Genomic DNA, 17726 nt, shown 5'->3' on the forward strand with positions numbered 1-17726 from the left:
ATTTCGCGGTGACTTCCGGGCTGTTGAGGACGGCACGCTGGGCAACTTGTTTGAGCGTGGCGGGGGCGGCTGTTTGCGCCGGCGAAACTTGCGCGATGGCAGGAATGACCGCTGTGACCACAAGCGAGGCAAGCGTTATTTTTTTCATGAGCAGTATTTTTTATTTGAGCAGTAAAACGGCAATTCCTCACGCCCGTGCAACCTTACCCCCCGGCGCCCCAGAAAATGCCAAAAAGATAGGCATCGACGATTATAAAGTGCACCAACAGGCTGATTGTAAGAAATGGTAAAGGCTGAGCAGGCCGACATTTACCTATCTCGCTTGCTTCTGCAAGCGCACACGGGGGCTGCGCCATACTTTTCTGACAGTTCCCACGGTCAACCGGGATTTTGGCTAAAAATTAAAATCTTCGGAGCACGTCGTCCTGGCGGCTCAATAGCCCTTCAAGCCCTGCAATTTGCGATACAAAGTGCGCTGGCTGACCCCGAGACGGGCAGCCAGTTGGACGGCGTCGAGTCCATTGTAGTCCTTTGCCCAGCCGAGGTAACGCCGTTCCAGCGTGGCCAGTTCGATGACCTGATCAACATGAAAAGCATTGTCATTGGCCGGCAAGGCTCGGGGGGAATCTTCGGCCATTTCTTCGAGATGGGGCAGGTCAATCAGCTCGCCGTCAGCCAGCAAGGTGGCGCGTTCGATCAGGTTACGCAACTCCCGGATGTTGCCGCTGTAACGCTGGCTGGCCAGCCAGGCCAGCGCCGCAGGCGTAAATTGTCGGCCCGGATTGCGATCGACTCGTTCGAGCAGGGAAGCCGCCAGCAAGGGAATATCGGCCGGTCGTTCGTGCAAAGCCGGCGTGTGAATCGGGAAGGTGTTGATGCGAAAATAGAGGTCGCGCCGAAAAGTTTCGGCCTGAACCATGGCGCGAAGGTCGCGATGGGTCGCAGCAACCAGCCGAAAGTCGGCCGGCAGCCAGTCCAGCCCGCCAACCCGCCGGTAAGTCGCGGTTTCGAGCAGGCGCAGCAGTTTGACTTGGAGGGCCAGTGGCAACTCGCCAATTTCGTCGAGAAACAGGGTGCCCCCCGACGCCGCTTCGACCAAACCTTGCTTGCGGTGCGTGGCGCCGGTAAAAGCGCCTTTTTCGTAGCCGAAAAGTTCGCTCTCGAACAAGGTTTCGGTCATCCCGGCGCAGTCGACCGCGACAAAAGGGCCGTCAGCCCGGGCGCTGCCTTCGTGGATGGCGCGGGCGACCAGCTCCTTGCCGGTGCCGGTTTCCCCGAGCAACAACACCGCCGCATTCGAATTGGCGACGCGCAGCACTTTCTCCAGCATGCCGACAAAGGCCGGCGAGCGACCAACCAGGCCTTGCGCCGCCGGACGGCTGCTGGCCTGGCGAACGACGCGCATGGTCTCGACGAAAACCACAATTTGTCCGTTTTCGTCGCGAATCGGAGTGGTTTCAACGGCGACATGCTCTTCGCCACGCGGCGTATGGTGCAAGTGAAGGACGCGCTGCGGCCCGCCTGATTTCTGGCTTTGCTTGAGCGGGCATGACTCGCCCGCCTGATCGCATGGGATGGCGAAATGATGTGAAACCTCGTAGCACATCCGCCCGGTAATCAGCCGGCCGCCGCCAAAGTCGCGAACATAGGCGGCGTTCGCCGCAATAATCCGGTATTCGGCGTTCATCACGATGCGCGGTTCGGGCAAACCATCGAGGAAGGAAATCAATTCGCCCAAAGCATGTTCGCCCATGCCACCTCCGTCAATTTCGTCATCTACACCTGTCAATATTGACACAATTTGCCAACAAGCACCTTAATGAGATATATAAGCGGATGATTTTTAAGCATCTTGAAGCCCCCAAAAGGGCAGGCACGCATCTTGATTGTAAGTATCCTTGGAAACCGGCACTACTTCGGCCACCGCGCCATTGCAAGCTATTGCAGCGGGCGATGGCCTGGGCGGCAACGGGTCTGGCTGCGACTTATCCCCCTCGCCCCGCAGGCTTGCTTGGCGCAGTCGCCAGTTACTGTTGGTAGCGCCGGTTTCCAACCCTATTTCCCATCCCCACGAAGACGTCAATGAATCAGCCCCAAGAAAATACGGAAGAATTCAAACCAGCCAAGGTTTCGTTCTACGAAAAGCACAAGGTCATCTACGCCAAACGCGTTCGTGGCTATTTCGACAACTGGCGTGTTGCGCTGGTCATCCTGACCCAGGCGTTCTTCTACGGCGGCTTGTGGCTGACCTGGAACGATCGGCAAGCGATTCTTCTGCATCTGGTCGAACGCAAGTTCTACATTTTTGGCGTCGTCTTCTGGCCGCAGGACGTCATCTACCTGACCGCCTTGCTCATCGTTTCGGCCTACGCGCTATTCCTCGTGACGGCCGTGGCCGGGCGGCTGTTCTGCGGCTACGCCTGCCCACAGACGGTTTATACGCAGATCTTCATGTGGATCGAGAACTGGGTTGAAGGCGACCGCAACGCCCGAGTCAAGCTCGACAAGGCGCCAATGGATGCGCGCAAGTTCCGCATCAAGGCGACCAAACACCTACTCTGGGGCATCGTTGGCCTATGGACAGGCTTCACGCTGGTCGGTTATTTCACCCCCGTCCAGGAACTCATCAACAACGTCCTGACCGGCCAGCTCGGCCCCTGGGAAACCTTCTGGATCTTCTTCTACGGCGGCTTCACGATCCTCATGGCTGGCTTCATGCGCGAGCAGGTGTGCAAGCATATGTGTCCGTACGCCCGCTTCCAGAGCGTGATGTTCGACCCGGACACGATGATCATCACCTATGACGAAGAACGCGGCGAGCCGCGCGGCGCGCGCAAGAAGAACGCCGACCCGGCGGCCCCCAAACTGGGCGACTGTATCGACTGCAACCAGTGCGTCCAGGTCTGCCCCACCGGCATCGACATCCGCAAGGGCCTGCAATACGAGTGCATCGGCTGCGCCGCCTGTATCGACGTCTGCGACCAGGTCATGGACAAGGTCGGCCTGCCGCGCGGTCTGGTCCGCTACTCGACCGAAAACGCCATGGCCAAGCATCAGGGCAAGCAGGAAATCCTGGCTCACATCATCCGCCCGCGCATCCTGCTCTACACCTTCATCCTGATCGTCATCACCGGGCTGGCCGTGTGGTTCCTGAGCACCCGCATCCCGCTCAAGGTCGACATCATCCGCGACCGCTCAACGCTGGCCCGCGAAGCCGACGATGGCCGCATCGAGAACGTCTACATGCTGCAGATCATGAACACCGAGGAACAGTCGCATCGTTACAAGGTGACGGTCGACGGCCTGCCCGGCGCCGAAATCACCGGCGATGTCGAAGTCGACGTCGCGCCGGCCTCGCTGCAATCGTTTAACACCGTCGTCGCCGTGCCGCCCGACGCCGGCAAGACCGGCTCGAACCCGATTCACTTCGAGATCGTCGCGCTGGACAACCCGGACATCAAGGTTCGCGAAAAAGCGGCGTTCCTGCTGCCCAGGTAGTTTTTCCGGCTGATCAGGACAAAGCGGGAGCGCGTCTCCCGCTTTTTTTCGTCTGGCGCCTGGCCGGTCAGCGCCCGACTGGTTGTAGGCCACCGCTTTCCGGTATTTCAAATCGGGCGATTTTTCCGGTTGACCGTGGCAATCGGCCTCAGGCTGGCCGAAACGCCGCCCTTCGGCGATATACTGGCCGCAAACCCAAAACAAACCGGAGACCGGGCCAGCGCCGATGGCCCAGCGCCTATGGACACCCTGTTCCTGCTCGCCGTCGTCACCGTCGTCATCGTCCTGGTCTTCGACTACACCAACGGCTTTCACGACGCCGCCAACATCGTGGCCACGGTCATCGCCTCGCGCGCCATGACGCCGGTGCAGGCCGTCATCATCGTCGCCGTCTTCGAATTTCTCGGGCCATTGCTCGGCGGCACCGCCGTCGCCAACACCATCGGCAAATTCGTCGCCCTCGACGGTGTGGCCCCCGTCCTCGCGTTGTCCATCCTGCTCTGCGGCCTGCTCGGCGCTATCGTCTGGAACCTCGGCACCTGGTATTTTGGCATCCCCTCCTCCTCGTCGCACGCCCTGGTCGGCGGCCTGATCGGCGCCGTTGTCGTCTCGGTCGGCGCCGACCAGGTTGTCTGGGGCTTTGGCGAACTGGCCGACGGCCATCTGACCGGCATCGTCAAGGTGCTGGCGGCGCTCCTGCTCTCCCCGCTGATCGGCTTCTGGTTCGGCTTCCTGGTTCACCGGCTACTGACCACCCTGCTCATCGCCGCCAATCCCGCCGCCAATGCCCGCCTGCGCGGCCTGCAGTTCGTCACCGCCGCCGGCCTGGCCTTCTCGCACGGCGCCAACGACGCCCAGAAAAGCATGGGCATCCTGACCCTCGTCTTGCTCCTTGGCGGCTTCATCCCGACCTTTGAAGTCCCCTTCTGGGTCATCCTCGCCTGCGCCTCGGCGATCACGCTCGGCATCATGTCCGGCGGCTGGCGCATTGTCCGCACCCTCGGCTTCGCCATTTATCGCGTCCGCCCGATCCACGCGCTGGGCTCGCAGCTCACCTCGGCGCTCGTCATCATGGCCGCCTCGATCGCCGGCGCCCCGGTCTCGACCACCCACGTCGTCGCCACCTCGATCATGGGCATCGGCGCCTCGGAACGGCCGCGCGCCGTGCGCTGGGCCAAGGCCAAGGACATCGCGCTGACCTGGCTGATCACCATTCCCGGCGCCGCCATCGTCGCCATCCAGGCCTATGCGCTGGTTCATCTTTTCCTCGGAGGCACGCCATGAGCGAAGAAAGTAATCCGTCCATCTTCCGCCGCCTGTTCGACCGCGTTTTCCCGAAAATGCCCGACTTCTTCACCCTGCTCACCGAGCAATGCCAGCACGTTGCCCACACCGCCGGTCTGCTCGTCGAATTCATGGAAACCGGCGACCAGAACATCGGCCAGCTCATCCGCCAGGACGAGCACGAAGCCGACCGTGTCAAGATCCGCAACCTGCACACGCTGAACGAAGCCTTCTCGACGCCGATCGACCGCGAAGACCTCTACCGCGCCATCATCGACCTCGACGAAATCGTCAATTACTGCAAGACCACGGTCAGCGAAATGGAAGTTCTCGGCCTGGCGCCGGACAAACATTGCCTGGAAATGGCCATGCACATCAAGCTCGGCACCGATGCACTGACCCAGGGTTACGCGCGCCTCGCCAAGGAGCCGGCGGCGGCCGCCGCCGATGCCGACGCCGCGCGCAAGGCCGAACGCCGGGTCGAAAAAAACTACCGCCGGGCCATCGCCGAACTCTTCGTCGGCGACGACTACATCCACATGTTCAAACGCCGCGAAATCTACCGCCACCTATCCAACGCCGCCGACCGCATGGCCAACTGCGCCAACACCCTGCACGACATCGTCGTCAAGATGTGCTGAGCAGTTGCCGATCAAGCCCCTTCCGTCGGCCGCCCGCTTTGGCTACCATCGCCCCATGCGCCTGAACCAGGAACAACGCCTCCGACTTGCCGAAACGCTGCATCGCCACTTTGGCAGCGATGCGGTTACCTACATCTTCGGCTCCCGGATGGACGACGAGGCGCGCGGTGGCGACCTTGACCTGTTCGTCGAAACCCCGCATGTCGCTGACTACCGTAGCCGCGCCACCGCCTTGCTTCACCTGCAGGATGCGCTCAACCTGCCCGTCGACCTGATCGTCAAGGACAGGCTCGACAGCGAACGGCCGATACACGCCGTCGCCCGCCTGTCCGGAGAACGCATCGCATGACGCTGGACGACCAACTCTACGCCCAGAAGCGCAATCTGCTGGCCGACAGGCTGCACGCCGTAGAACGCCTCACCGAGCATCTACGCTTCAGTCTTGACCGCAACGCCTACCCGCTGGGCGCGCTCGGTGAACTCGACCCGGTACGGCTCGAATCGGTTTCCGCCCTCATCGAGCGTTTCGGCAAGCTGCAGGATCTGCTGACCGGCATCTTCCGCGAACTCGTCATTCTTTCTGGCGAGGAGGCCTACGACATGAACCGGGTTTTCGCCCGCATGGAAAAACTCGGCATCCTGACCAGCGCCGAAGGCTGGCGAGCCATGCGCGTCCTGCGCAACCTGGGCGCCCACGAATACGATACCGACGACACGGGCAAAACCCGCTTCGTCAACGCCCTGGCCGCCGACGCTCCGGAATTGATCGCCATCGCCGAGCGCGCCAGCCGCTACGCTCAGGCCAACCTGCTCGGCTGACACCCCGGCCCAACATTTCATTTTTGCCGGTTTTTTCCGGTTGACCGTAGCAATCGACCCCAGCCGCCATTTGCCCGGCTAAAATCCCGCCATCATGCACATCGACACCTTCCTTGCCCGCTGGCGGGCGGCCGGCGGCTCCGAGCGCGCCAATTACCAGCTTTTCATCGCCGACCTCTGCGAATTATTGGAAGTCGAAAAACCCCAGCCGGCCAACGAAGACACCCGCGACAATCCCTACGTCTTCGAGCGCCGCGTCATCTTTCATCATGGCGACGGCAGCACCAGCAACGGCTTCATCGACTGCTACAAACGCGGCAGCTTCATCGGCGAAGCCAAGAAAATCCGCGCCGGCGCTGAAACCCGCCAGTTCGACGACGCCCTGCTGCGCGCCCGTGGCCAGGCTGAAAACTACGCCCGCCACCTGCCCGCCGACGAAGGCCGGCCGCCCTTCCTCGTCGTCCTCGATGTCGGCAACGTCATCGAGCTCTACGCCGAATTCACCTGCACCGGCGGCAGCTACACGCCCTTCCCCGACCCGCGCAGCCACCGCATCAAGCTCGACGACCTCACTAAGCCGGAAATCCGCGCCCGCCTCCAGGCCGTCTGGCAAGACCCGCACAGCCTCGACCCGGCCCGCCGCACCGCCCGCGCCACGCGCGAAATCGCCGTCCGCCTCGCCCGCGTTGCGCAATCGCTGGAAGGCAAATACCAGCCCGAGCGCGTCGCCGCCTTCCTCTCGCGCTGCCTGTTCTCGATGTTCGCCGAAGACGTCGGCCTGCTCCCCAAGGTCGACAACGAAGGCGCCTTCACCGGCCTGCTCAAGACGCTCAAGAACGCCCCCGAACAATTCGTCCCGCTCGTCGCCGAACTCTGGCAAGCCATGGACGAAGGCAGCTTCTCCGTCGCCATCCGCGCCCAGCTACCGCGCTTCAACGGCAAGCTCTTCAAGCAGCCTGAAGTCCTGCCGCTCGACCGCGACCAGATCGACCTCCTGCTCGAAGCCAGCCGCGCCGACTGGGCCGAAGTCGAACCCGCCATCTTCGGCACCCTGCTCGAAAGTGCCCTCAACCCGCTCGAACGCCACGATCTCGGCGCCCACTACACCCCGCGCGCCTACGTCGACCGCCTCGTCCTGCCCACCGTCATCGAGCCGCTGCGCGCCAACTGGCACGACACCCAGGCCGCCGCCCTGCTGCTCGCCAACGAAGGCAAGCTCAAAGACGCCGCCGACCTCGTCCGCGCCTGGCACCACAAGCTGTGCACCACCCGCGTCCTCGACCCCGCCTGCGGCTCCGGCAACTTCCTCTACGTCACGCTCGAACACATGAAGCGGCTCGAAGGCGAAGTCCTCGACACCCTCGCCCAGCTTGGCGACACGCAACAACGTCTCGAAGTCGAAGGCCTCACCGTCGACCCGCACCAGTTCCTCGGCCTCGAAATCAACCCGCGCGCCGCCGCCATCGCCGAAATGGTCCTCTGGATCGGCTACCTGCAATGGCACTTCCGCACCCAGGGCAGCGGCCTGCCGCCCAGCCCCATCCTGCGCGACTTCAAGAACATCGAATGCCGCGACGCCGTGCTCAGCGCCGACGCCATCGCCTTCGCCACCGATGAAGCCGGCAAGCCCCTCACCCGCTGGGACGGCCGCACGACCAAACCCCACCCCGTCACCGGCGAACTCGTGCCCGACGAGGCCGCCCAAATCCCGCGCGAACGCTACACCAACCCGCGCCCCGCCACCTGGCCGCAGGCCGACTACATCGTCGGCAATCCGCCCTTCATCGGCGCCGCCGCCATGCGCCAGGCCCTCGGCGACGGCTACACCGAAGCCATGCGCGCCGCCTGGCCGGCAGTGCCGGAATCCGCCGATTTCGTCATGTTCTGGTGGCACCACGCCGCCGACCTCACCCGCCGCGGCGAAGTCCAGCGTTTCGGCTTCATCACCACCAACAGCCTCAAGCAAACCTTCAACCGCCGCGTCCTCGAACACCACCTCAACGCCCAGCCGCCGCTGGCGCTGGCCTGGGCCATCCCCGACCACCCGTGGGTAGACGCCGCGAGCGGCGCCGCCGTGCGTATCGCGATGACCGTCGGCCAGCCCGGCGACGCCCTGGGAACGCTGCAAACCGTCGTTGGCGAAGGCGGCGCAGAGGGCGATGCCGTACATATCGAACTCGCCGAAAAAACCGGCCGCATCCACGCCGATCTGAGCATCGGAGCCGATGTCGTCGGCGCCAAGGCGCTGCGGGCGAATGAAGGACTAGCAAACCGCGGTTTTCAGCTGATCGGCGCCGGTTTCATCGTCACGCCCGACGAAGCCGCCCGCCTGCAACCCTGCGACCGCATCCGCCCCTACCGCAACGGCCGCGACCTGACCGACAAGCCACGCGGCGTTTCGGTCATCGACCTCTATGGTCTGACCACCGACGAAGCGCGCAGCCACTACCCGGCGGCCTATCAATGGGTGCTCGAACGCGTCAAACCGGAACGCGACCAGAACAACCGCGCCGGCTATCGCGACAACTGGTGGATTTTCGGCGAAGCACGCAAAGACATGCGCGCATCACTCGCCGGCCAGCTCCGCTACATCGCCACCGTCGAAACCGCCAAGCACCGCACCTTCCAGTTCCTCGACGCCGCCATTGCGCCGGACAACAAGCTCGTCTGCATCGCGCTGGCCGACGCATACACCCTCGGCGTGCTCTCGTCGCAGGTGCATATCGCCTGGACGCTGGCCACCGGTAGCACCCTTGAAGACCGCCCGGTCTACGTCAAAACTGCCTGCTTCGAAAAATTCCCCTTCCCCGCCGCCAGCCCCGAGCAGCAAGCCCGCATCGCCGCCCTCGCCGAACAACTCGACACCCACCGCAAGCGCCAGCAGGCCACCCACCCGGATCTGACGCTGACGGGGATGTACAACGTGCTGGCCAAACTGCGCAGCGGCGAGCCGCTGACCGCCAAGGACAAGACCATCCACGAAACCGGCCTCGTCGCCGTCCTCCGCCAGCTCCACGACGAACTCGACACCGCCGTCCTCGAAGCCTACGGCTGGTCCGATCTCCTCCCCTCTCCCTCAGGGAGAGGGGCCGGGGGTGAGGGTGGGGGCGACGCCCTCCTCGACCGCCTCGTCGCCCTCAACGCCGAACGCAGCCGCGAAGAAGCCACCGGCCACATCCGCTGGCTCCGCCCCGACTTCCAGAACCCAACGCCACCCCAACCCCCCCCCACCCCCCCCCTTGACGGGGTGGGAGCTAAACCCCCCCCCCGTCAAGGGGGAGGCCAGGAGGGGGATGGGTCACTCCCCGCCCCCAAAGCCGCCGAAAAACGCCCCTGGCCCCCCACCCTGCCCGAACAGGTCCGCGCCATCGCCGACGCACTCACCCCAACGCCGCAAGACGAACCCGCCCTCGCCGCCCGCTTCACCGGCAAAGGCCCCTGGAAAAAACGCCTCCCCGAAATCCTCGCCATGCTCGAAGCCCTCGGCCGCGCCAAGCAGTCGGACGGCGGCTGGGTGGGGTGATTTGTGCTATGTTTTGCGACATGAAGACGCACCTGCTCGACCCCGCCACCGACTTCGCCGCCCACGCTTTTCTTGAGCGCGTGCGAGCGCAGTTCGACGTCGCCGACGCCATTCTTTTTGGCAGCCGGGCGCGTGGCGACTTTTCGCCGGACAGCGACGCCGATGTAGCCGTGCTACTGCGCGGCGAACCGGGCAAGCTGCGGCCGACCAAACTGGAAATGTCGGATATCGCCTACGACGTACTGCTCGATACCGGGATCAACGTTTCGCCGCTGCCGGTATGGCTCGCCGAGTGGGCGCACCCCGAGGCCTATTCAAACCCTCTCTTGCTGGAAAACATCGCTCGCGAGGGCGTCCGGCTGTGATGGATGCTCCTGCCTTGATGGCGAAGGCCCGCACGGCCTGCGCGTCGGCCCGCGCCCTTCTGAATCGCGACGATACCGACGGCGCCTGCAACCGGGCGTATTACGCGATGTTCGATGCCGCGCGTGCCGCCTTGCTGGCAACGGGGGCGGAGGTTGCGAACCATGTCGGGAAAACACATAGCGGCGTTCTCACCGCCTTCAGCCTGCACTTGGTGAAGAACGGCCCGGTACCCCGCGAAATTGGCCGTCTGCTCAAACAGGCGGAGGAAATCCGCATCGTCGCCGACTACAGCGGGGATTCGATCAGCCCCGACGATGCACGCCGACTCGTCGAAGCAGCAGAACCTTCGTCGCTACGCTAGCCACCCTGCTGGACTTTAGGGCGCTTTAGCAAGACTACTCGGCGACCAGCACCACTTCTTCACCGGCAAAACTGACGACCTGACCAGGTTTCAGTTTTGCCCGTTTTCTCGTGTCGACCGTGGCATCGACCTTGACGCGCCCTTCGGCGATGGCGGCATGCGCCGCGCCGCCCGATTCGCACAGGCCGGTGGCCTTGAGCAGTTGATCGAGCTGGATGTATTCGCCGCGAATGGCAAAGCTGATGGACATGGGGTTTCCTGAAGGTGACTGAGGCAGGCGCGCGGCCTGCCTTTCTGTTTCGAATGCGCCAATTGTAGCGCCATCGCCATTTTGTCACCGAGCAATGGAGGCAACGCCCCACTGCGGTGCGCGTCGGACTAAACAGCACCAGTCAGGCGCTCCCTGCGTCATAAATCGCCATTTTTGGGCAGGTACGATATTTGCTGAACTCAGCATATCTCTCATATTTGTTAGCCCTAGCCGTGCACTTTCGCCCCAAACGCCACACTCATTCCGGCACTTCCCCTTCACGCCTCAACCATTCCCGTGTCCTCGACACGCTGGTCAAGAATCTTGAGGGCATGGCCTATCGCTGTCTGCAGGACGCCGACTGGACGATGGTTTTCGTCAGCGAGGGTTGCCAGGAGCTGAGCGGCTACGCGTCGTCGGAGATCCTCGGCAAGACCGGGGTTTCATGGGAGGAGATCACGCACCCGGAAGACCGCGGGCGCGTGCGCGCCTGCATCGAGGACGCGGTCCTCAGCGGCCGGCGCTTTGCCGTCCAGTACCGGATCGTTGGCAAGTCCGGGCGGGTCAAATGGGTGGTCGAGCGCGGCATCGCGACCCGCGACGAGGTGGGCGAAATTGTCATCGAGGGTTTCATCGAGGACATCACGGCGCGAAGATCGACGCTCGAAGCGCTCGAGGCTGCCGAGTTGCGCTATCGCAACATTTTCGAACACGCCTCGGAAGGCATCTTCCAGTCCACCCGCGAGGGCCGCTACCTGGCGGCCAACCCGGCCCTGGCGAGACTGTATGGCTACGACGATGCGCCGCAACTGATGGCCGATCTGGCCGACATCGAACGCCGGCTCTATGTCCAGCCCGATCGCCGTGATGAGTTTCTGACGCTGATCGAAAAGGATGGCGAGGTCCTCAACTTCGAGTCGGAGGTTTACCGGCGCGACGGATCGCGCATCTGGATTTCCGAAAACGCCCACGTCGTCTTCGGCCCCAGGGGCGAATTCATTTGCTACGAAGGCACGGTGCAGGACATTTCAGAACGCAAGCGGACCGAGGCGCACCTCCAGCTCATGGCCATGGTCTTCTCGAACAGCAACGAAGCGATCATCGTGACCGATGCGAGCAACCGGATCATCGCTACCAACCCGGCCTTCACCACGCTGACGGGCTACTTGCCGGAAGAAGTGATCGGCAAAAATCCGCGCGTGCTGTCGGCCGGCACCACGCCGACCGATGTTTTCTCCGACATGTGGACCTGTCTGCATCGGGATGGCGCCTGGCAGGGCGAGTTATGGGACCGCCGAAAAACCGGTGAGGCCTACCCGAAATGGCTGTCGATCTCGCTGGTCCGCGATGAAGAAGGACAAATTCGCAACCACATCGGCAGCTTTATCGACATTTCGGAACTCAAGGCGACGCAGGAGCGCATCCGTCATCTCGCCCACCACGATACCCTGACCAACCTGCCCAACCGCTTCAGCCTGCACGAAAAACTCGACCAGGCCGTCGCCTTCTGCAAACGCAACCAGATGCAGTTGGCCCTGATGCTGATCGACCTCGATCGCTTCAAGACGATCAACGATACCCTCGGCCACCAGGCCGGCGATGAACTGCTGGTCCAGGTTGCCCAGCGCCTTTCAGCGGCCGTCCGCGAGAGCGACATCGTGGCCCGTCTGGGCGGCGATGAATTCGTTGTCGCCCTGCCCGGCATCGGCTCGCCGGCCGACGCGGCCCACCTGGCCGACAAGATCACCCGCGAGATTTCCGCCCCCTATCTGATCAACGGCCAGGAGCTGAGAACCTCGCCGAGTATCGGCATCTGCGTGTATCCGGGAGACGGCACGGAAATCGGCGACCTGCTGAAAAACGCCGACGTGGCGATGTACCACGCCAAGGCCAAGGGACGGGGCAATTACCAGTTCTTCACCGAGGACATGAACATCGCGACGACCGAGCGCATGAGCCTTGAGTCGGACTTGCGTCTGGCCATCACGCGCGGCGAGTTCCTGCTCTACTACCAGCCCCAGCTCGATCTGCGCAGCGGCACCATCGTCGGCGTCGAGGCGCTGATCCGCTGGCAGCACCCGACCCGCGGCCTGGTCTCGCCGGCTGACTTCATCCCGATTGCCGAAGAAAGCGGCATGATCTCGGCCATCGGCGACTGGGTACTCGAGGAAGCCTGTCGCCAGCTCAAGGCATGGCAGCAAAGGGGCGTCACCCATATCCGCATGTCGATCAACCTGAGTACCGGACAGTTTCTCGACAAGACACTGCCCGCTCGCATCCACGAACTGCTGGCCAGCAACGGCCTGAGTGCCGACCGGCTCGACCTGGAAGTGACCGAATCGATGTCCATGGCCTCGCCAGACGAATCGATCAGCGTCATGAAAACCCTGAGCAGCAGCGGTCTGACGCTGTCGATCGACGATTTCGGCACGGGCTACTCGTCGCTGGCCTACCTCAAACTGTTGCCGATCCACACGCTCAAGATCGACCGCTCCTTCGTCAAGGACATCGAGTCCGATCCCAACGATGCCGACATCTGCGACGTCACCGTGCTGCTCGCCCACAAGCTGGGCCTGGAAGTCGTCGCCGAGGGTGTCGAGACCGAGGCGCAACTGAAATTCCTGCTCAGTATCGGCTGCGAAAAAATCCAGGGCTACCTGATCAGCAAACCGCTGCCGGCCGATCAAGCGGAGCTGTTCATCCGCAACAATGCGCCGATGAATGGCCTCGGCAGCATCGAGCTGTGGCCGGCCGATGAATACCCCAACTCCATCAAAGAAAACTGCCATGCGTAACAACCAGCCTGTCACCGACCTTGAAACACGATTGCCGGAAGGGCAGTTCATCTACTCGCGTACCGACCTCAAGGGCGTGATTACCGAAGCCAACGAGGCCTTTGCGCAGATCAGCGCCTACCGGCGCGAGGAAATGCTGGGCGAAAACCACAACATGGTGCGTCACCCGGACATGCCGACCGAGGCCTTCGCCGACATGTGGAACGACCTGCGCGCCGGCCGACCCTGGCGCGGCGTGGTCAAAAACCGGCGCCGGGATGGCGGCTACTACTGGGTGGTCGCCAATGCCTCGCCGATCCGTGAAGACGGGCAGATTGTCGGCTATCAGTCGGTCAGGACCACCCCCAGCCGCGAGGAAATCAAGGCGGCGGAAGGCGCCTACCAGCGCATCCGTCAGGGCGACGCGTCAATCGCCGTCAAGCACGGCCGCGTTGTCGCGGCCCGAAAGTCCTTGCTGACCCGCTTTGCCGGCCTCGGCTTCCAGTTACCGCTGATGGGCGTTCTCGGCTGCCTGCTCGGCCTGGTCGCTTTGCTCGGCAGCCTCAATCCGGATCCGGCGCTAACCCCGCTGCTCCAGACGATAAGCGGCATCGGCATCGTGCTCAGCCTCAACTTCCTGCTCGCCTTCTCCCCACGCCTGAAAACCGATCTCGGCGAAACCTTCACGGCGCTCGAGAAAATGCTGGCCAGCGGCGACCTGCGCCAGCGCATTGAGCATAGACGGCACGATCTTGTTGGCGACATGGTCGGCAACATCGACCGCGTCATTTCCTCCTTCCAGTCCACCGTGCAGGGCATGGCCGACACGGCTTCGCAAGTGCATCGGGTTGCCTCGGAGGTCCAGGAAGGCGTTGGCAACGTCCGCGAATCGGCGCGTGTGCAGAGCGATGCCACGGCCACTGCGGCCGCCGGCATCGAACAGATTACCGTCTCGATCGGCGAAGTTGCGGCCCATGCCGGCTCGACACGGGAAGCTGCCGCCCAAGCTTCGGCACTGTCCGAAGAAGGCGCCCGACTCTCGGCCCAGGCGTGTAGCACCATCCTGTCGCTGGCCGATACGGTCAAGGGATCGGCCGTTCAAGTCGAGCGCCTCGGTCAGCAATCGGAAGAAATATCCCGCATCACCAGCGTCATCAAAGGCATTGCCGACCAGACCAACCTGCTGGCGCTGAACGCCGCCATCGAGGCCGCCCGCGCCGGGGATGCCGGCCGCGGCTTTTCCGTGGTTGCCGACGAGGTCCGCAAACTGGCTGAAAGCACAGCCAAGGCAACCGGCGAAATTGCCGCAATGACCCAGTCGGTGCAGCACGAAACCGGCAAGGCGGTGGACTCGATGCGCCACGGCGCACAGCAGGTCGAGCGCGGCGTCCAGCTCGTCCAGGAGGCGCAGAATGCCTTGCAGGAGATCAATACCCAGATGAGCCTGACGGTCGGCATGGTCAACGACATCTCCCACTCCTCCGTCGAGCAGGAGCAAGGCATGACGGTGATGGCGCAAAGCGTCGAACGGGTGGCCGCAATGACCGAGCAGAACATGGCGGTGGTCAGCCAGACGACGAATACGACAGACTATCTGACCGAACTGGTCGAGCGGATGAACAAGTCGGTCAACCAGTACCGCATCTGAGCCAGCGCGCGTGGTGGGCGCCGGGCCACGCTTTCCATTTTTGCGCGTTTTTCCGGTTGACCGTGGGATCGACTGCCCGGCCCCCGCCTCACTTGTAGAACGCGCTGCCCGCCACCCGGTAGCTCAGCACTTCGCCGTCGCACAAGCGCGCGCTGGCCAGTTGACCAAGGTGGTCGGCGAGCAGGCGTTTACCGGGATTGTTCTCCAGACAGGCCCGCCCATACTTTCCATCGCACGCTTTGCCGAGGTAATGCTGGGTTGTGCCGGAGTCCAGATAAAACCCGCCTTGGCGCTGGCGCACGAGGCCCGTCACATCAAGCTTCTCCTTTTCTGGCGCCAGGCAGGCGTCGCGCCAGACTTGGCGTGCCGAAGCGGCATCGCGAAGCGAATAAAGGATGACGGTCAGGGGGACGAGCGCGACGGCAAGCAGGGCGGCGACCAGGCGCGGCGAGATGCGGTGCGACTGCGCCATCGATGCGTTCACCGCCCGACGCTCGGTCATGGCGCGACGGCGGATCCGACCAGGATCAGATGCACCCGACAGGGCCCGTGGGCGCCGAGGACGATGGTTTGTTCGATGTCGCCGGTGCGCGAGGGGCCGGAGATGAAATTGACGGCGCGTGGCAGGCTGCCGCGTTCGGCGCGGAGCAGCGCGAAGGCGTCTTCCATGGTGCCGACGATGCGCGAGACATGGACCAGCGCGATGTGCGTTTCCGGCAGCAGGCTGACGGTGGCGGGCGTTTGCGGGCCGGAGAGCAGCATGAGCGTGCCGGTTTCGGCGATGGCGCAGAAGCAGCCGGAAATACCGGTCTTGTCGGCGTCGACCGCCGGCCGTGGCTCGACACGTAAACCGCAGGCCGGCCAGTCGTAGCCGCTCAAATCGGGCGTGGCCACGGCCTCGGCGGACAAGCCATTGGCCACCAGGTAAGCGGCCACGGCGGCTGGCACCCCGGCTGGCGAGGCAACGCTCGCCACCGTACTCGACAGGTATTCGGCCTTGGCCCGGAAGCGGCCGACGAGGTCGGTGCCCAGCACCGGCTGCGGCCCACGTTGCGGCAGTGCCAGCGATGCCAGTGCGGCGGCACGGCGCCCGGCGAAGTCGTCCTTGCCTACGCCGCGGCGGACGCGCCCGAGGATGTCGTCCCTGGCGCTCATGCCACGCGGTTTTCCGGCGCCCCGGCAACGAAGGCTTCGATGTTGGCGATGAGCTGATCGGCCAGCGTCTGCATGGCCGGCCGGCTCGCCCACGCGACATGCGGCGTGAGCAGGAAGTTGGGCAGGGCGAGCAGGGCCGGATCGACCATCGGGTGATCGGCCGGGGGCGGCTCGGTGGTGATCGCGTCAAAGCCGGCACCGGCGATCCAGCCTTCCTTGAGCGCCCGGATCAGCGCCGCTTCATTGACAATGCCGCCGCGCGCCGTATTGATGAGCAGGGCCGAGCGCTTCATCGCCCGCAGCTCCGGCTCGCCGATCAGGTTCACCGTTTCCGCCGTCAGCGGGCAATGCAGGCTGATCGCGTCAGCCTCGGCGAGCACCTCGGCGAAGGCGGTGTAGCCGGGACGAATGACCGCCGCCCCCCGGTGCTCGGCGCGCAACACGCGCATGCCGAAGGCCTCGCCCAGCCGTGCCACGCCGTTGCCCAGCGAACCGCTGCCGATCAGGCCGAGGGTCGCGCCGTGCAGGTCGCGGATCGGATGATCGAACAGACAGAATTGCTCGGCCCGCTGCCAGCCGCCGGCCAGCAAGGTTTCGCGCCAGGCCACGAGGTTACGCGAGAGGGCCAGGAGCAGGGCCATGACGTGCTCGGGGACGGTGTGCACGGCATAGCTGCGGATATTCGAGACGACAATGCCGTGGGCCCGGCAAGCGTCGAGATCGACGTTGTTGGTGCCGGTCGCCGAGACGGCGATCATCTTGAGGTCGGGCAGTGCCGCGATGGCGGCGGCGTCGATGGCCACCTTGTTGGTAATGGCGATGGTGGCGCCCGCCAGGCGCTCGACGACCTGCCCCGGCGCCGTTTTAGCGTGCTCGACCCACTCGTGCGCGAAGGCCGGTCGCCGGACGTCGGCGATCAACGATTCGCCTTCGAGTTGGACGATGCGCCACATCAGGCGGCTTTCAGCTCAAAAGGGACGCCGGTCGCTTCGGCAATGGCGCCGACCTGGACGCCGAGGGCTGCCTGGCCGCTGTAAACAAGCCGATCAATACCGCCGGCGCACAGCCCTTCGATGGCCGCGGTGTCGCCCTGCATGAGATTGAGCACGCCGGCCGGCCACGCGGTGCGGGCGGACAGTTCGCACAAGGCGTAGGCGGCCGACGGCGCCTTCGGGCTGGGCTTGACGACCACCGTGGCGCCGGCCATGAGGGCCGGGGCGATGGCTTCAGCCAGGCCGGCGAGCGGCCGCGAGGCGTCGAGAACCAGCCCGAAAATCCCGGTTTCACCGACGGCTGCACCGTGCAGGGCAGCGACCGCGGCACCGACTTCAGCCGTGGCACGCGCTTCGTCAAAGCCGCAATCCTGCATCATCAGTTTGGCGAAGTGTCCGGTATAGCTGTCGAGTG

Annotated in this window: 17 protein-coding genes; 11 read left to right on the forward strand and 6 right to left on the reverse strand. The window is 64.0% G+C overall.

Going from position 1 to position 17726, the window contains the following annotated elements:
• On the forward strand, positions 1–290 hold a 290-nt coding region (locus ADADOO_RS07065), incomplete at its 5' end, for a hypothetical protein (protein WP_511276211.1).
• A 143-nt stretch (positions 291–433) separates the two neighbouring features.
• Here ADADOO_RS07065 and ADADOO_RS07070 read toward each other — a convergent pair.
• Positions 434–1753: a sigma-54 interaction domain-containing protein gene (locus tag ADADOO_RS07070; protein WP_511276213.1), complete on the reverse strand. Its 1320-nt coding sequence runs from the start codon at positions 1751–1753 to the stop codon at positions 434–436.
• 329 nt (positions 1754–2082) lie between these two features.
• Here ADADOO_RS07070 and ccoG point away from each other — a divergent pair, with 329 nt between their 5' ends.
• The 8 genes from ccoG (at position 2083) to ADADOO_RS07110 (ending at position 10492) form a co-directional block, all read left to right on the forward strand.
• Positions 2083–3498 carry a cytochrome c oxidase accessory protein CcoG gene (gene ccoG / locus ADADOO_RS07075; protein WP_511276215.1) on the forward strand — a complete coding sequence of 472 codons (1416 nt, stop codon included), beginning with the start codon at positions 2083–2085 and terminating at the stop codon, positions 3496–3498.
• A 240-nt stretch (positions 3499–3738) separates the two neighbouring features.
• Positions 3739–4782 carry an inorganic phosphate transporter gene (locus ADADOO_RS07080; RefSeq protein ID WP_511276217.1) on the forward strand — a complete coding sequence of 348 codons (1044 nt, stop codon included), beginning with the start codon at positions 3739–3741 and terminating at the stop codon, positions 4780–4782.
• Positions 4779–5423 (forward strand): DUF47 domain-containing protein, encoded by a 645-nt coding sequence (locus tag ADADOO_RS07085; RefSeq protein ID WP_511276218.1) that lies wholly within the window; start codon positions 4779–4781, stop codon positions 5421–5423. The genes ADADOO_RS07080 and ADADOO_RS07085 overlap by 4 nt, the downstream gene beginning before the upstream one ends.
• 55 nt (positions 5424–5478) lie before the next feature.
• Positions 5479–5772 carry a nucleotidyltransferase domain-containing protein gene (locus ADADOO_RS07090; protein ID WP_511276220.1) on the forward strand — a complete coding sequence of 98 codons (294 nt, stop codon included), beginning with the start codon at positions 5479–5481 and terminating at the stop codon, positions 5770–5772.
• Complete coding sequence (locus tag ADADOO_RS07095; protein WP_511276221.1) at positions 5769–6242, forward strand: hypothetical protein; 474 nt, start codon at positions 5769–5771, stop codon at positions 6240–6242. The genes ADADOO_RS07090 and ADADOO_RS07095 overlap by 4 nt, the downstream gene beginning before the upstream one ends.
• A gap of 94 nt (positions 6243–6336) precedes the next feature.
• Entirely contained in the window at positions 6337–9765 is a 3429-nt protein-coding gene (locus tag ADADOO_RS07100; RefSeq protein ID WP_511276223.1) for a class I SAM-dependent DNA methyltransferase, read from the forward strand.
• Between the two features lie 20 nt (positions 9766–9785).
• Complete coding sequence (locus ADADOO_RS07105) at positions 9786–10130, forward strand: nucleotidyltransferase domain-containing protein (RefSeq protein WP_511276224.1); 345 nt, start codon at positions 9786–9788, stop codon at positions 10128–10130.
• 17 nt (positions 10131–10147) lie between these two features.
• On the forward strand, positions 10148–10492 hold the full coding sequence (locus ADADOO_RS07110) for a HEPN domain-containing protein (protein ID WP_511276225.1): 345 nt from the start codon (positions 10148–10150) through the stop codon (positions 10490–10492).
• Between the two features lie 34 nt (positions 10493–10526).
• Here the strand turns inward: ADADOO_RS07110 and ADADOO_RS07115 are convergent, their stop codons facing one another.
• Positions 10527–10742: an RNA-binding S4 domain-containing protein gene (locus ADADOO_RS07115; RefSeq protein ID WP_511276227.1), complete on the reverse strand. Its 216-nt coding sequence runs from the start codon at positions 10740–10742 to the stop codon at positions 10527–10529.
• Between the two features lie 218 nt (positions 10743–10960).
• Here ADADOO_RS07115 and ADADOO_RS07120 point away from each other — a divergent pair, with 218 nt between their 5' ends.
• A complete protein-coding gene (locus tag ADADOO_RS07120) occupies positions 10961–13537 on the forward strand; it encodes a sensor domain-containing protein (protein WP_511276229.1) in 2577 nt (858 codons plus the stop codon).
• Positions 13530–15164 carry a methyl-accepting chemotaxis protein gene (locus ADADOO_RS07125; RefSeq protein ID WP_511276231.1) on the forward strand — a complete coding sequence of 545 codons (1635 nt, stop codon included), beginning with the start codon at positions 13530–13532 and terminating at the stop codon, positions 15162–15164. Before ADADOO_RS07120 ends, ADADOO_RS07125 begins: the two co-directional genes overlap by 8 nt.
• An 88-nt stretch (positions 15165–15252) precedes the next feature.
• Here the strand turns inward: ADADOO_RS07125 and ADADOO_RS07130 are convergent, their stop codons facing one another.
• The 4 genes from ADADOO_RS07130 to ADADOO_RS07145 form a co-directional block, all read right to left on the reverse strand.
• Positions 15253–15666, reverse strand: a complete 414-nt coding sequence (locus tag ADADOO_RS07130; RefSeq protein ID WP_511276233.1) for a hypothetical protein — start codon at positions 15664–15666, stop codon at positions 15253–15255.
• Entirely contained in the window at positions 15663–16319 is a 657-nt protein-coding gene (locus ADADOO_RS07135) for a LutC/YkgG family protein (protein WP_511276235.1), read from the reverse strand. Before ADADOO_RS07135 ends, ADADOO_RS07130 begins: the two co-directional genes overlap by 4 nt.
• Entirely contained in the window at positions 16316–17272 is a 957-nt protein-coding gene (locus ADADOO_RS07140) for a D-2-hydroxyacid dehydrogenase (RefSeq protein ID WP_511276236.1), read from the reverse strand. Before ADADOO_RS07140 ends, ADADOO_RS07135 begins: the two co-directional genes overlap by 4 nt.
• The coding region (locus ADADOO_RS07145) for an aldehyde dehydrogenase family protein (protein WP_511276238.1) at positions 17272–17726 on the reverse strand (455 nt) is incomplete at its 5' end. The genes ADADOO_RS07140 and ADADOO_RS07145, both read right to left, overlap by 1 nt.

Origin of the sequence: Azonexus sp., assembly GCF_036170495.1 — a bacterium.
In the GTDB taxonomy this organism is placed as follows: domain Bacteria; phylum Pseudomonadota; class Gammaproteobacteria; order Burkholderiales; family Rhodocyclaceae; genus Azonexus.

Excerpts from the sequence above, each read along its gene's own strand:
- ADADOO_RS07070 (WP_511276213.1), bottom strand. The coding sequence starts at position 1,753 with ATGGGCGAACATGCTTTGGGCGAATTGATTTCCTTCCTCGATGGTTTG.
- ccoG (WP_511276215.1), top strand. The coding sequence starts at position 2,083 with ATGAATCAGCCCCAAGAAAATACGGAAGAATTCAAACCAGCCAAGGTT.
- ADADOO_RS07080 (WP_511276217.1), top strand. The coding sequence starts at position 3,739 with ATGGACACCCTGTTCCTGCTCGCCGTCGTCACCGTCGTCATCGTCCTG.
- ADADOO_RS07085 (WP_511276218.1), top strand. The coding sequence starts at position 4,779 with ATGAGCGAAGAAAGTAATCCGTCCATCTTCCGCCGCCTGTTCGACCGC.
- ADADOO_RS07090 (WP_511276220.1), top strand. The coding sequence starts at position 5,479 with ATGCGCCTGAACCAGGAACAACGCCTCCGACTTGCCGAAACGCTGCAT.
- ADADOO_RS07095 (WP_511276221.1), top strand. The coding sequence starts at position 5,769 with ATGACGCTGGACGACCAACTCTACGCCCAGAAGCGCAATCTGCTGGCC.
- ADADOO_RS07100 (WP_511276223.1), top strand. The coding sequence starts at position 6,337 with ATGCACATCGACACCTTCCTTGCCCGCTGGCGGGCGGCCGGCGGCTCC.
- ADADOO_RS07105 (WP_511276224.1), top strand. The coding sequence starts at position 9,786 with ATGAAGACGCACCTGCTCGACCCCGCCACCGACTTCGCCGCCCACGCT.
- ADADOO_RS07110 (WP_511276225.1), top strand. The coding sequence starts at position 10,148 with ATGGCGAAGGCCCGCACGGCCTGCGCGTCGGCCCGCGCCCTTCTGAAT.
- ADADOO_RS07115 (WP_511276227.1), bottom strand. The coding sequence starts at position 10,742 with ATGTCCATCAGCTTTGCCATTCGCGGCGAATACATCCAGCTCGATCAA.
- ADADOO_RS07125 (WP_511276231.1), top strand. The coding sequence starts at position 13,530 with ATGCGTAACAACCAGCCTGTCACCGACCTTGAAACACGATTGCCGGAA.
- ADADOO_RS07130 (WP_511276233.1), bottom strand. The coding sequence starts at position 15,666 with ATGACCGAGCGTCGGGCGGTGAACGCATCGATGGCGCAGTCGCACCGC.
- ADADOO_RS07135 (WP_511276235.1), bottom strand. The coding sequence starts at position 16,319 with ATGAGCGCCAGGGACGACATCCTCGGGCGCGTCCGCCGCGGCGTAGGC.
- ADADOO_RS07140 (WP_511276236.1), bottom strand. The coding sequence starts at position 17,272 with ATGTGGCGCATCGTCCAACTCGAAGGCGAATCGTTGATCGCCGACGTC.